Annotated in this window: 11 protein-coding genes and 1 tRNA gene; 10 read left to right on the forward strand and 2 right to left on the reverse strand. The window is 69.1% G+C overall.

Annotated features, from left to right (window positions below):
- Nucleotides 1-4 precede the first annotated feature (4 nt).
- Nucleotides 5-78: transfer RNA gene (locus AC07WJ_RS13210), tRNA-Gly, on the reverse strand.
- A 480-nt stretch (nt 79-558) separates the two neighbouring features.
- Between AC07WJ_RS13210 and hrpB the strand changes: the two genes are divergently transcribed.
- The 3 genes from hrpB to AC07WJ_RS13225 all read left to right on the forward strand — a co-directional run bounded on the left by hrpB (nt 559) and on the right by AC07WJ_RS13225 (nt 5,060).
- A complete protein-coding gene (gene hrpB, locus AC07WJ_RS13215; RefSeq protein WP_494935053.1) occupies nt 559-3,012 on the forward strand; it encodes an ATP-dependent helicase HrpB in 2,454 nt (817 codons plus the stop codon).
- 144 nt (nt 3,013-3,156) lie between these two features.
- Complete coding sequence (locus tag AC07WJ_RS13220) at nt 3,157-4,080, forward strand: hydroxymethylglutaryl-CoA lyase (protein WP_494935054.1); 924 nt, start codon at nt 3,157-3,159, stop codon at nt 4,078-4,080.
- 8 nt (nt 4,081-4,088) lie between these two features.
- The gene (locus AC07WJ_RS13225; RefSeq protein ID WP_494935589.1) at nt 4,089-5,060 is read left to right on the forward strand and encodes a threonine dehydratase; all 972 of its coding nucleotides are present in this window, start codon (nt 4,089-4,091) and stop codon (nt 5,058-5,060) included.
- Nucleotides 5,061-5,341: 281 nt separating this feature from the next.
- Here the strand turns inward: AC07WJ_RS13225 and AC07WJ_RS13230 are convergent, their stop codons facing one another.
- Nucleotides 5,342-7,192 carry an extracellular solute-binding protein gene (locus AC07WJ_RS13230; RefSeq protein WP_494935055.1) on the reverse strand — a complete coding sequence of 617 codons (1,851 nt, stop codon included), beginning with the start codon at nt 7,190-7,192 and terminating at the stop codon, nt 5,342-5,344.
- 166 nt (nt 7,193-7,358) lie between these two features.
- On the opposite strand from AC07WJ_RS13230, the gene AC07WJ_RS13235 reads away from it, so the two are divergent.
- The 7 genes from AC07WJ_RS13235 to ugpB all read left to right on the forward strand — a co-directional run bounded on the left by AC07WJ_RS13235 (nt 7,359) and on the right by ugpB (nt 12,900).
- Nucleotides 7,359-7,829, forward strand: a complete 471-nt coding sequence (locus AC07WJ_RS13235; protein ID WP_494935056.1) for an FxsA family protein — start codon at nt 7,359-7,361, stop codon at nt 7,827-7,829.
- A 111-nt stretch (nt 7,830-7,940) separates the two neighbouring features.
- The gene (gene secB, locus AC07WJ_RS13240) at nt 7,941-8,423 is read left to right on the forward strand and encodes a protein-export chaperone SecB (RefSeq protein WP_494935057.1); all 483 of its coding nucleotides are present in this window, start codon (nt 7,941-7,943) and stop codon (nt 8,421-8,423) included.
- A gap of 85 nt (nt 8,424-8,508) precedes the next feature.
- On the forward strand, nt 8,509-9,156 hold the full coding sequence (locus AC07WJ_RS13245) for a class I SAM-dependent methyltransferase (protein ID WP_494935058.1): 648 nt from the start codon (nt 8,509-8,511) through the stop codon (nt 9,154-9,156).
- A gap of 60 nt (nt 9,157-9,216) precedes the next feature.
- Entirely contained in the window at nt 9,217-9,660 is a 444-nt protein-coding gene (gene rsfS, locus AC07WJ_RS13250) for a ribosome silencing factor (RefSeq protein WP_494935059.1), read from the forward strand.
- A 24-nt stretch (nt 9,661-9,684) separates the two neighbouring features.
- A complete protein-coding gene (rlmH, locus tag AC07WJ_RS13255; RefSeq protein WP_494935060.1) occupies nt 9,685-10,161 on the forward strand; it encodes a 23S rRNA (pseudouridine(1915)-N(3))-methyltransferase RlmH in 477 nt (158 codons plus the stop codon).
- A gap of 68 nt (nt 10,162-10,229) precedes the next feature.
- Nucleotides 10,230-11,384, forward strand: a complete 1,155-nt coding sequence (locus AC07WJ_RS13260; RefSeq protein WP_494935061.1) for an MFS transporter — start codon at nt 10,230-10,232, stop codon at nt 11,382-11,384.
- Between the two features lie 196 nt (nt 11,385-11,580).
- Nucleotides 11,581-12,900, forward strand: coding sequence for a sn-glycerol-3-phosphate ABC transporter substrate-binding protein UgpB (gene ugpB / locus AC07WJ_RS13265; protein ID WP_494935062.1), 1,320 nt, complete (start codon nt 11,581-11,583; stop codon nt 12,898-12,900).
- Nucleotides 12,901-12,952 lie beyond the last annotated feature (52 nt).

Here is a 12,952-nt window from a genome sequence, read left to right on the forward strand (position 1 = left end):
GGATTGGAGCGGGCGGCGGGAATCGAACCCGCATATTCAGCTTGGGAAGCTGACGTTCTACCACTGAACTACGCCCGCTCAGGATCGGCGCGACCATAGCCGCAGCCATGTCGGCTTCGCAAGGGGCGCGATGCATCGGAACGCCGGCCTGTCACCCGAAAAGCAAACGGCCCGCGGCGGGGGCGCCGCGGGCCGTCCTTTGGAGTGACCCTGGAGGAACAGGGAACGGTCACTCCTCCGCCCGGACCGAGGATCCCTTGGGCGGGGGATCATCGGAACTCCGGACGGGGGTCTGGAGCAGGAAGGTGCAGCGGCGATCCTGCGCGACGAGCACGTCGAGCAATGTCCGCGCGGTGGCGTCATCGGGCTGGTTATCCTTTCGATCCCGGGTCATCACGCTGGCCGCCTTCCCTTTTCGGGACGCCTGTTCCGGATTGGAACGGTGGCTGTCCTCACCGGGGCACGTCGCAAGGACGAGGCCTCCCGGACGCTTTTCAGGCGGTTGCGGCACTGGCGCTTGCGGATGCGGTGAAGGAACCGTAAACGCGCCAGGTGTCCATGTCCGCGCTCCCCATCGATGAAGCCCTGCCCGGGCTGAAGGCCGCGCTCGCGGCGTCGCCTTCGGCCGTGCTGGTCGCGCCACCCGGCGCCGGCAAGTCGACCCGCGTGCCGCTGGTGCTGGCCGGCGAACCCTGGATCGGCACCGGCAAGATCCTGGTGCTCGAACCCCGGCGCATCGCCGCCCGCGCGGTCGCCGACCGCATGGCCCGCACCCTGGGCGAGCCGGTCGGCGCCACTGTCGGCCTGCGCGTCCGCTTCGGTTCCAAGGTCTCCGCCCGCACCCGCATCGAGGTGGTCACCGAGGGCATTTTCACCCGCATGATCCTGGACGACCCGGCGCTATCCGATGTCTCGGCGGTGCTGTTCGACGAATTCCACGAGCGCAGCCTTGATGCCGACCTCGGCCTGGCTCTGGCGCTCGACGCCCAGGGCGGCCTGCGCGAGGACCTGCGCATCCTCGTCATGTCGGCGACCCTCGATGGCGCGCGTGTCGCGAAATTGCTCGGCGACGCGCCGGTGGTCGAAAGCGCCGGCCGGGCCTTTCCGGTCGAGACCCGCTTCACCGGCCGCGATCCCGCCGCCCGCCTCGAGGACGAGGTCGCCCGCGTGGTGCGCCGCGCGCTCGCCGAGGAACCCGGCTCGGCCCTGGTCTTCCTGCCCGGCACCGCCGAGATCCGGCGGGTCGCCGACCTCTTGGCGGCGACCGTCAAGGATCCCGCCGTCGACATCGTGCCGCTTTATGGCGCCCTCGACCCGCGCGAACAGGACCGGGCCGTCGAGCCGGCCGCGGCCGGCCGGCGCAAGGTGGTGCTGGCGACCTCGATCGCCGAGACCTCGCTGACCATCGAGGGCGTGCGTATCGTGGTCGATTCGGGCCTGGCCCGCGTGCCGCGCTTCGAGCCGGATCTCGGCCTGACCCGGCTCGAGACGGTGCGGGTGTCGCGCGCCGCCGCCGATCAGCGCCGTGGCCGCGCCGGCCGAACCCAGCCCGGCGTCTGCTACCGCCTCTGGGACGAGGCGCAGGAGGGTTCGTTTCCGGCCTATGCCGTGCCCGAGATCCTCGCAGCCGACCTGTCCTCGCTGCTGCTCGATTGCGCCTCCTGGGGCGTCACCGATCCCTTGACCATGGCCTTTCTCGATCCACCGCCGAAGCCGGCGCTGGCCGAAGCGCGCGCGCTGCTCGAAAGCCTCGGCGCGCTCGAACCCGATGGCCGGATCAATGCCGAGGGCCAGCGGCTGCGTGCTTTGCCTCTGGCGCCGCGGCTCGCCCGCATGGTGGTCGACGCCGCCAGGCGCGGAGAGGGGCGGATCGGCGCCGATCTGGCGCTGCTGGTTTCCGAGCGCGGGCTCGGCGGCGACGATGTCCATCTCGGCCACCGGCTCGACCGGCTGCGTTTCGAGCGCGGCAAGCGCGCGGAGGACAGCCGGCGCATGGCCGCCGGCTGGCTGAGGGATGTGAACGCTGCCCGCGACACAGGTTCGGGGGCCGAGCGCGCCGGCGCCGTCCTGGCTCTGGCCTTCCCCGACCGGATCGCAAAGGCGCGTGGCCGCGACGGTGAGTTCCTGCTGGCCAATGGCCGCGGCGCCGCGGTCGATGCCGCCTCGCCCTTGGCGCGCGAGCCCTTCCTGGCGATCGCCGAGATCGGCGGCGTCGCCGCGCGTTCGCGGATTTTCTCGGCCGCCCCGATCAGCCTCGCCGAGATCGAGGAAGGTTTCGCCGACCGCATCGCGACGCGCGAAGAGGTGGTGTTCGACAAGCCGGCGGCGGCCCTGCGTGCCCGCCGCGCCCGGCGCCTCGGTGCCATCGCGCTCGGCGTCGACACGCTGGCCGTGCCGTTGAACGAGGCGAGCGCGATGGCGCTGGCCGAGGGCATCGCGGCGCTCGGCATCGACCGGCTGCCCTGGTCGAAGGCCCAGCTCGCCACCCGTCACCGGGTCGCCTTCCTGCGCCGCGTCGACGAGAGTTTCCCCGATCTGTCCGACGAGGCCCTGGCCGCTTCGGTCACCGAATGGCTGCCGCAGCACATTCTCGGCAAGACGGCGCTCGCCCAGATCGGCGCTGACGATCTCGGCGTGGCGCTCGACCAGCTGGTGCCCTGGGACGTCAAGCGGCGGATCGAGGCCGACCTGCCGTCGCATTTCGATGCACCCTCGGGCCAGCGCCACCCGATCGACTACGAAGGCGAGGAGCCGACTTTGTCGATCCGTGTCCAGGAGCTGTTCGGTCTTGCCGCGCACCCGAGCGTCGCGCGCGGAAAAATCCCGCTGGTGGTCGAGCTCCTTTCGCCGGCGCATCGGCCGGTGCAGGTGACGCGCGACCTGCCGGGCTTCTGGAAGGGCTCCTACCAGGCGGTGAAGAGCGAGATGAAGGGGCGTTATCCACGCCACCCCTGGCCCGACGATCCCGCCGCCGCGGCGGCGACCCACCGGGCCAAGCCGCGCGGCACCTGAGACAGGGGCGCGGGCCCGCCGGGTTCCTTGCGCCTTGGCCGGCCTCGATGACGGGGCGCTGCCGGCGAAAAGCTGCCTCGCCCGTTCGGTGGGTTGCATTCGCCGGGACCATTTCCGACAAAGGAGGCCATCCTGGAGGTCGCCATGCCCGTGCCGCGAATATCCCGCTCGGTCGAGCTCATCGAGGTCGCGCCGCGCGACGGCCTGCAGAACGAGAAGGTGCCGGTCTCGACCGCCGACAAGATCGCGCTGATCGAGCGCTCCTTCGCCGCGGGCTTCCGGAAGGTCGAGGTGACCAGCTTCGTCAATCCGAAGCGGGTGCCGCAAATGGCCGATGCCGAGGCGGTCATGGCCGGCATCCTGCCCCGCTATGCCGACCGCACGCTGGTCGGCCTGGCGCTCAATGTGAAGGGCGCCGAGCGGGCGCTGGCCGCCGGCTGCAACCAGATCAATTATGTCTGCGTCGCCAGCGAAACCTTCGCGCAGAAGAACCAGAATGCCACCACGGCCGAGCTGGTGGCCGGCGCCGGCGAGGTGGCGCGGCTGGCCAAGGCGGCCGGCAAGCCGCTGGCCATTTCGATCGCCACCGCCTTCGGCTGCCCGTTCGACGGCGAGGTGCCGGTCGAGCGGGTCATGGCGATCACCGCTGAGGTGCTGCGCCTCGACCCCTATGAGATCGGTTTTGCCGATACCATCGGCTGCGGCGTGCCGAGCCAGGTCACCGACATGCTGGCGCGCGCCAAGGCGCTGTCGGCGACGGTGAAGCTGCGCTGCCATTTCCACGACACCCGCAATACCGGCGTCGCCAATGCGATTGCCGCCGTGGCGGCTGGCGTCGACTATCTCGATGCCTCCGTCGGCGGGGTCGGCGGCTGCCCCTTCGCCCCCAATGCGACCGGCAATGTCGCGGCCGAAGACCTCGTCTACAGCTTCAATCGCATGGGCATCGCGACCGGGCTCGACATCGACGCCCTGATCGACACCGCCCATTGGCTGTCCGGCGTGCTCGGCAAGCCGCTGCCGGCGGCGCTCAGCCGCGCCGGTGTGTTCCCGCCGCGGGCCGCATGACCATGCCCCTGTTCTCGCTCGATGAACTCCATGGCGCGGCCCGGCTCGTCCACGCGGCCATGCCGCCGACCCCGGCCTATGCCTGGCCGCTGCTGGCAAAGCGTTATGGCTTGCCGGTCATCGTCAAGCACGAGAACCACACACCGATCGGCGCCTTCAAGGTGCGCGGCGGCATCGTTTATCTCGACCGGCTGAAGCGCGAGCGCCCCGCGGTCAAAGGCATCGTCTCGGCGACCCGCGGCAATCACGGCCAGAGCCTGGCCTTTGCCGCCGGCCATGCCGGACTGCCGCTCGCCATCGTCGTGCCCCATGGCAATTCGATCGAGAAGAATGCCGCCATGAAGGCTTTCGGCGCCGAGCTGATCGAACATGGCCGCGATTTCGACGAGGCGCGCGAGCGGGCGGCCGGGATCGCGGCCGAACGCGGCTACGAATTCGTGCCCTCGTTCCATCGCGATCTGGTCCTTGGTGTCGCGACCTATGGGCTGGAGCTGTTCACGGCCCATCCCGATATCGACGTGCTTTACGCGCCGATCGGCCTCGGCTCCGGTATTTGCGGGCTGATCAGCGCCCGCGACCTGCTCGGCCTGAACACCCGTATCGTCGGCGTCGTCTCGGAAGATGCGGCGGCCTATGCCCTGTCGTTCGACGCCGGCCGTGTCGTCGAGGTCAACAGCGTATCGACCTTCGCCGACGGCATCGCCGTGCGCGTCCCCTCGGCCGAAGCGCTCGCCATCATCGCCAGGGGCGCCGAGCGGATCGTCAAGGTTTCCGAAGACGCCATTGCCGAGGCGGTCAGGACCTATTGGACCGACACGCACAACGCCGCCGAGGGGGCAGGTGCCGCGGCGCTTGCCGCTCTCGCCAAGGAGGCGGGCGCGCTCAAGGGCCTGAAAGCCGCGGTCATCCTCAGCGGCCAGAACATCGACCGGCCGGTCATGCTCAACGTGCTCAGCGGCCGCACGCCCAAGGTGGCGTGAGGCGGGTGATAGGTGCGCCGCCGCTCACGAGAGCGCGCTGGAACCCCTGACGTCACCCCCGGCGAGCGAAGCGAGGGAAGGGAGGCCAGGAGCCAACGGGCCGCGCCCTCAGCGCATATGTTTACGTGATTTCGCGACGTTGAGGACAGGGCTCTGCAACTCCTGGACCCCCTTCCCTCGCACTCCGCAGAAGCAAGGGCTTCTGCTCCGGCTCGCCGGGGGTGATGTAAGTGCCAGGCTGACCGGGGATGAGACATCCCCACCACGCTCCGCCACCCCCCTCAGCGTGTCCCCGCCCTTTGCGCCAGCTGCGGATCCCACCACCAGATGTTCGGAAAGGCCGCGCCGCCATATTCGGGCATGCGCTCCGGCCGGCCGAAGCGGTTCCAGCGCGCGGTGCGGATATCCGCCGAGAACCAGGTCGGGATCATGTAGTGATTGGCCAGCAGGACCCGGTCGAGCGCCTTGGTCGCGGCCACCAGTTCGGCCCGGTCCTTGGCATAGATGACCCGGTTGATCAGCTGGTCGATGGCCGGGTTCTTGATGCCGGCGCGATTGAGCGAGGCTGGCCGGTCGGCGGCTTCGGAGCCGAAGAAGTCGCGCTGCTCGTTGCCGGGCGACAGCGTCTGCGGATAGCTCGAGACCAGCGCGTCGAAGCGTCGCTCGTTCATCCGGTTGATATATTGGGCGGTGTCGACGAGGCGCGGCACGAGCTCGATGCCGAGCCGGCCGAGCGACGTCTTGTAGGCCAGCGCGACACGCTCGAAGGTCGAGCCGTTCATCAGCAGTTCGACCCGCAGCGGCTGGCCGCTCCTGATCTCGACCATCCGCCGGTCGCGCACCTCGTAGCCGGCCTCGCGCATCAGGCGCGTCGCCTCGCGCAGGTTGGCCCGCTGGGCATCCTGGCTGCCATTGACCGGATTGGCGTAAGGCGTGGTGAACAGCTCGGGCGGCACCTGCGCGCGCACCGTCTCCAGGATCGCCAGCTCCTGGCCGGTCGGCAGGCCACGGGCCGCCAGTTCCGTATCCTCGAAGAAGCTCGCCGTGCGCCGGTAGGCGCCGAACATCAGGTTGGCGTTCATGCTCTCGAAGTCGAACATCAGGTCGAGCGCCCGCCGCACCCGGACATCCGCGAATTTGGCCAGGCGCAAATTGAGGATGATCGCCTGCATGCCGGCGGGCGTGCGGTCGACGAAGGTCTCGAGCTTGACCCGGCCGTCGCGCGCCGCCGGAAAATCATAACCGGTCGCCCAGTAGCGGGCGGTGTTCTCGGTGCGAAAATCGACCTGGTCGGCCTTGAAGCCTTCGAGCTCCACCGTGTCGTCGCGATAGACCTCGAAGCGCAGCTCGTCGAAATTGTGCTGGCCGACATAGACAGGCAGGTCCTTGGCCCACCAGTCGGTCACGCGCTCCATCACGACATTGCGGCCGGCCTCGAAGCTCTTGACGCGATAGGGGCCGCAGCCGAGCGGCGGCTCCAGCGACGTCTGCGAAATGTCGCGCTTGCGCCCCTGCGCGTCCGTGCCCTCCCACCAGTGCCGCGGCAGGATCTGCAACTGGCCGACGATATGCGGCTTCTCGCGATTGCCCGGACCGTCGAAGACGAAGGTCGCCTCGCGTTCGCCGGTTTTCTCCACCCGCACCACGTTGCGGTAGTAAAAACCCATGCGCGGGTCGTTCTTCTTGATCTGCTCCATCGACCAGATCACGTCCTCCGGCGTGATCGGCTGGCCGTCGTGCCAGCGCGCCCTCGGGTGGATCCGATAGGTCGCGGACGAGAAATCGTCCGGGTGACGCGCCGCGTCGGCGATCGCTCCATAGGAGGTCGACACCTCGTTCAGGCTGTCCTCGAACAGCGGCATATAGACGAGGCTGGCGATCGGCGGCGCCGCGCCGCGCGGCAGGATCAGGTTGAAGCTGTCGAAGGCGCCATCGATCGACAGGCGGACGACGCCGCCCTTCGGCGCCTGCGGATCGACATAGTCTGTGTGCCTGAAATCCGGTCCGTAGCGCAGGGCGCCGACCAGCGAGAGGCCGTGCCGCCAGGCCGGGGCATCCGCGGCCCGGGCCTTGCCGAGGCCTGCCAGCAGACCGAGTGAAAGGGCGCCGAAGGCGCGTCGGGAGGTCGGCATGATGGTTCTCATCCACGGCTGGAACTGGTCCGGCCATCATAGCTGGCGGCGGTGCGACCGAAAGTCCGCTTGAATCTTGGGGCGCGGCACCACAGCTAAGACGCTCGCCTGGATTTCTCGCGCGCGGTTTCGGCCAGCGCGAGACTGCGGGGCCAAGGGGAGATCGATGGTCCGGTTGCGCTGGCTGATCCTGGGAGTGATCGCACTTCCTTTCGTCGAATTCGCCGCCTTCTGGTGGGTTGCCGGGCGTATCGGCTTCCTGACCGCGCTCGTCAGCGTCATCGCCACCTCGGTGCTCGGCATCATGATCCTGAAGGGCGGCGCGCGGCTCTTGTTTACCCAGCTCGCCACCGGCCGGGTCATGCTCTTGAACGCCGGCGCCGCGCGCAGCGGCATGCTGACCGCGCTCGCCGGCCTGCTGCTGGCCATTCCCGGCTTCGTCACCGACCTCGTCGCGGTCGCCCTGCTGCTGCCGGCCTTCAAGGCCCTGTTCTTCGGCACGCGGGACGTGGCGCCGCGTGGCCCGGGCCGGACGCCGCCGCCGCCCGGCGTGCTCGACCTCGAGCCCGGCGACTGGCGCGAGGAGACCGAGGCGGCACGCGTGCGCCGCGGCACCCGCCGCATCGACCGGGAATAGCCGCCGCCGTACCGATCGCGTTCTTGCCGGCTCTATCCGCCCGTGCTAGCGAGCGCGCCAATCACGCATTCCCCAGCCGCGGCCGATGCGGCGTGAACGGAGACGACCCTGATGACCCCCAACGGCGGCAATGAAATGGAAGCCGCGCCTCAGCTCAACGTGCTGGCGCAGTATATCAAGGATCTCTCCTTCGAGAATCCGAACGCTCCGCGCTCGCTGATGCCCCAGCAGGAGCAGCCGGCGATCAATATCCAGATCAACGTCAACGCCAACCCGATGAGCGAGACTGAGTTCCAGATCGAGCTGACCATCGACGGCGACGCGCGGACCAAGGACCTGATCCTGTTCAAGTTCGAACTGGTCTATGGTGGCATCTTCCGCATTGCCGGCGTGCCGGCCGAGGCGGTCCACCCGATCGTCCTGATCGAGTGCCCGCGCCTGCTGTTCCCCTTCGCGCGCCAGATCATCGCCAACTCGACCCGCGATGGCGGCTTCCCGCCGCTCTATCTCGATCCGGTCGACTTCGCGGCGCTCTATCGCCAGCGCATCGCCGAGAACCCGCAGGCCCAGGGCGGCCCGGCCCTAACCCAGTAAGGCTGAAAAGCCTTGCAAGACTAAGGAAAGCCGGGCTTCGCGCCCGGCTTTTTCCATTTTGAGGTGGTGGCATGATGGTGACGGCATGATTCTGGATCGCGCCGCGTTCATTCGCGACAACACCCGCCTGCTCGCCGTGCCGCATGCGCCCGAGATCCGGCTGCATCTCGCCGACGAGGCGACCACGCTCTGGCAGAAGACCGAGGAGGAACTCGGTGCGATCGGCCTGCCGCCGCCGTTCTGGGCCTTTGCCTGGGCCGGTGGCCAGGCGCTCGCCCGCTATGTGCTCGATCACCCCGAGACGGTGGCCGGCCGGTCGGTGCTCGACGTCGCGACCGGTTCCGGCCTGGTCGCCATTGCCGCCGCGAAGGCCGGGGCGGCTTCTGTCCGGGCCGTCGACATCGATGCCTTCGCCGAGGTCGCGGTGGCGCTCAACGCGGCGGAAAACGGCGTCGCGATCGCAGCCTCGACCGTCGATCCGACCGGCAGCGACGATGGCTGGAAGGTGATTCTGGCCGGCGACATCTGTTATCAGCGCGACATGACGGACGCCATGCTCGGCTGGCTCGGACCGCTCGCCCTGGCCGGCCGCACCGTGCTGATCGGCGATCCCGGCCGCACCTACCTGCCCAGGGACAGGCTTGAAAAGCTTGCCGAATATGAGGTTCCGGTGACCCGCGCGCTGGAGGATCTCGAGATCAAGCGCACCGGGGTGTGGCGGCTTCGCGGGTGAGCTTGTCAGGCCGCGTTGTCTAATTGCCATGTTTTCGACTATTATGAGGTTTGTGCGCCCGTGCGGCGCGTAGCAGAGAGGATCGGACCCCTGTCCACCACCAACCTGCCGGGAACGGCGAAGAGTGCGCCGCTGACCGGGACCCCCGCGACGAGCCCCGCTCCAGCCGAGGTCCTCAAAATCGTCCTCGACACCCTTGAAGACAACAAGGCCGAGGAAATCCAGACCATCGACCTGAAGGGCAAGACGTCCATTGCCGACGCCATGGTGGTGTCGTCCGGACGCTCGCACCGCCATGTCGGCGCACTCGCCGACTATCTGGTGCAGGCGCTGAAGGAGGCCGGCGTGCCGCAGGTCCGGGTCGAGGGCGTCCCCGCCTGCGACTGGGTGCTTGTCGATGCCGGCGACGTGATCATTCACGTGTTCCGCCCGGAAGTCCGCACCTTCTACAATCTCGAGAAGATGTGGTCGGCGGCGCGTCCGGCCGACCGGCTGGCCGGCTGAATCGCGGCGCCGGGCTGAGACCTCATGCGACTGATCCTGGTCGCCGTCGGCCGGACCAAGGCTGGTCCGGAGACGGATCTTGCCACGCGTTATCAGGATCGCGCGGTGAAGGCCGGCAAGGCGCTGGGCTTTCGCGGCCTCGACGTGGTCACCCTCGACGAGAGCCGCGCGCCCGACGCCGTGCAGCGCAAGGCTGACGAGGCTGGCGCCATCCGCCGCCAGCGCGTCGGCCGGCTGATCCTGCTCGACGAGCGCGGCAAGAGCCTGGGCAGCGAGGCCTTCGCCGAGCGTCTGGGCCGCTGGAAGGACGCAAGCGAGGAAGCCGCGACCCTGGTCATCGGCGGGCCCGACGGCCTCGATCCGGCGCTGCATGCCGAAGCCGACCTGGTCCTGTCCTTCGGCGCGATGACCTGGCCCCACCAGCTGGTGCGGGTGATGGCGCTCGAACAGCTCTACCGCGCCATGACGATCCTGGCCGGCCACCCCTATCATCGCGCCTGATCGGCTGGCGCCGGACCGGCTCGGGTCGGCCGCGGAAGCAGGACGGGTCCGCCTTGAACAAGACGCATATGACAAGCCGCGCCGAGGCCGAAGCCCGCCATGCTGCCTCCGCCGCGGCCAGGGCGTCGACACGCGCGGCATTTTTCCTCGCCGGTTTCGGTCTGGCGGCCTGGGCGCCCCTGGTCCCCTTCGCCAAGGCGCGCGCCGGGCTCGACGATGGTGCGCTGGGCCTGCTCCTGCTGTGCCTGGGCGCGGGTTCGATCGTGGCGATGCCGCTGGCCGGGGCTCTGGCCGCCCGGTTCGGCTGCCGCGCGGTCATCTGGGCCGCCGGGCTGATGATCTCGGCGGCGCTGCCTTTTCTTGCCACGGGCGCGAGCCTGCCGCCGCTCGCCGCCGCGCTCGTCCTGTTCGGCGCCGGTGTCGGCACCGTCGATGTCGCGACCAATATCCAGGCGGTGATCGTCGAGAAGGCCGCCGGCCGCACGCTGATGTCGGGGTTCCACGGCCTGTTCAGCGCCGGCGGCATCGTCGGTGCCGCCGGCGTCAGCCTGCTGCTCTGGCTCGGTGCCTCGCCGCTTGCGGCCATGCTCGCGGCCGCGGCGGTCGTCGCCGGCCTGCTGGCGGGCTTCGGGCGCGACCTTCTGTCCCACGGCGGCGATGACGGCGCGCCGCTGTTCGTGCTTCCGCATGGCCGGGTGGTGCTGATCGGCCTGCTCTGCTTCATCGTCTTCCTGGCCGAGGGCGCGATGCTTGACTGGAGCGCCGTCTTCCTGACCTCGGTGCGCGATGTCGAGCCGGCTCGTGCCGGCCTCGGCTACGCCGCCTTCGCCGTCGCCATGACGCTCGGCCGGCTCAATGGCGACCGCATCGTGCGGGCCTTCGGCGGTCCTACGGTCATGGTCCTCGGCGGCATCGGCGCGGCCCTGGGGCTCGGCCTCGCCATCACGGTCCCGTCATGGCCGGCGGCGCTCGGCGGTTTCACCCTGGTCGGGCTGGGTGCCGCCAATATCGTCCCGGTGCTCTATTCGGCGCTCGGCCGGCAGACGGCGATGCCGCCGTCCCTGGCCGTCGCGGCGGTCACGACGGTCGGTTATGCCGGCATCCTGGCCGGCCCGGCCCTGATCGGTTTCGTGGCGCAGGCGACCAGTCTGCCGCTGGCCTTCGCGGTGGTCGCGGCGCTGCTCGTGGCCGTCGCCGCCAGCGCCCGCGCGGCGACGCGCTGACCGGGCCGCCGGCCCGGCGCCGCTCGGCCGCCAGGCTGTTGCGATATCGGGGAAATCTGGCGGGCCGCCCCTTACTCTGTCATCGAAGCTTCATTAGAGTGTCATCCGTCCGTCGTTCGGCGGACCCAAGAACGGCACGGGTTTCGCCCCGCCAAGCCGCATTGGCGCTGAGCTCGCGCCCTTTGGGAGGTTATCGATGTTGAATCGCCGTTTCATGCTGGCGGTTGCCGCCGCCGCCGCGCTCGTATCCAGCCCCGCCTCGGCCCAGGTCGAGATCCAGTGGTGGCATGCGATGACCGGCGCCAATAACGAGGTGGTGGTCAAGCTCGCCGAGGAGTTCAACGCCTCGCAGCGTGAATACCGGGTGGTTCCGACCTATAAAGGGTCTTATCCCGACACGATGAACGCCGGCATCGCGGCCTTCCGGGCCGGCAATGCGCCGCATATCCTGCAGGTCTTCGAGGTCGGCACGGCGACCATGATGGCGGCCCGCGGCGCCATCAAGCCGGTCTACCAGATGATGGCGGAAGCCAACGAACCCTTCGAGCCCAGCGCCTATCTGCCGGCGGTCGCGGGCTATTATTCGACATCGCGCGGCGAGATGCTGTCATTCCCGTTCAATTCGTCGTCCTCGGTCATGTGGTACAACAAGGACGCGTTCCGCCGCGCCGGCCTCAATCCGGACCAGCCGCCGCGCACCTGGCCTGATGTCTTCGAGGCCGCCAAGAAATTGCGCGCCGCCGGTTATGACAAATGCGGCTTCTCCTCGGCCTGGATCACCTGGCTCAACATCGAGCAGTTCTCGCTCTGGCACAACGTGCCGCTGTCGACCCGGGCCAACGGCATCGACGGTTTCGACACCGAGCTGCGCTTCAATTCGCCGCTGCATGTCCGCCACCTGCAGAACCTGATCGAGCTGCAGCGCGACAACACCTTCAGCTATTCGGGCCGCACCAATACCGGCGAGGGCCGCTTCACCTCGGGCGAATGCCCGATCATGCTGACCTCCTCGGGCTTCTACGGCAACGTTCGCGCCAATGCGAAGTTCGAATGGGCCAATGCGCCGATGCCCTATTACCCTGACGTCGCCGGCGCGCCGCAGAACTCGACGCTGGGCGGCGCTTCGCTCTGGGTCATGGGCGGCAAGCCGGCCGCCGAATATCGTGGCGTGGCGCGCTTCTTCACCTTCCTGTCGGATGTCGACCGCCAGGCCAAGCTGCACACCGACTCGGGCTATCTGCCGATCACCCGGGCGGCCTATGCCAAGGTGAAGGCCTCGGGCTTCTACGTGCAGAACCCCTATCTCGAGACGCCGCTGCTGGAGCTGACCAACAAGGAGCCGACCGAGAATTCCCGCGGCCTGCGCCTTGGCAACATGGTCCAGCTGCGCGACGTCTGGGCCGAGGAGATCGAGGCGGCGCTGGCCGGTCAGAAGCCGGCCCAGGCGGCGCTCGACGCGGCGGTCGCGCGCGGCAATACCATGCTGCGCCAGTTCGAGCGCACCGTCACGCGCTGACCGATACGATGCCGGGGCGGGCTTGCCCGCCCGCTCCGGACCGTGCCTTTGG

Source organism: Phreatobacter sp. GW821-FHT04C01 (assembly GCF_059420385.1).

What these genes read in the sequence shown, in the direction of transcription:
- hrpB (WP_494935053.1), top strand. Translation starts at nt 559, where the DNA reads ATGTCCGCGCTCCCCATCGATGAAGCCCTGCCCGGGCTGAAGGCCGCG.
- AC07WJ_RS13220 (WP_494935054.1), top strand. Translation starts at nt 3,157, where the DNA reads ATGCCCGTGCCGCGAATATCCCGCTCGGTCGAGCTCATCGAGGTCGCG.
- AC07WJ_RS13230 (WP_494935055.1), bottom strand. Translation starts at nt 7,192, where the DNA reads ATGCCGACCTCCCGACGCGCCTTCGGCGCCCTTTCACTCGGTCTGCTG.
- AC07WJ_RS13235 (WP_494935056.1), top strand. Translation starts at nt 7,359, where the DNA reads ATGGTCCGGTTGCGCTGGCTGATCCTGGGAGTGATCGCACTTCCTTTC.
- secB (WP_494935057.1), top strand. Translation starts at nt 7,941, where the DNA reads ATGACCCCCAACGGCGGCAATGAAATGGAAGCCGCGCCTCAGCTCAAC.
- AC07WJ_RS13245 (WP_494935058.1), top strand. Translation starts at nt 8,509, where the DNA reads ATGATTCTGGATCGCGCCGCGTTCATTCGCGACAACACCCGCCTGCTC.
- rlmH (WP_494935060.1), top strand. Translation starts at nt 9,685, where the DNA reads ATGCGACTGATCCTGGTCGCCGTCGGCCGGACCAAGGCTGGTCCGGAG.
- AC07WJ_RS13260 (WP_494935061.1), top strand. Translation starts at nt 10,230, where the DNA reads ATGACAAGCCGCGCCGAGGCCGAAGCCCGCCATGCTGCCTCCGCCGCG.
- ugpB (WP_494935062.1), top strand. Translation starts at nt 11,581, where the DNA reads ATGTTGAATCGCCGTTTCATGCTGGCGGTTGCCGCCGCCGCCGCGCTC.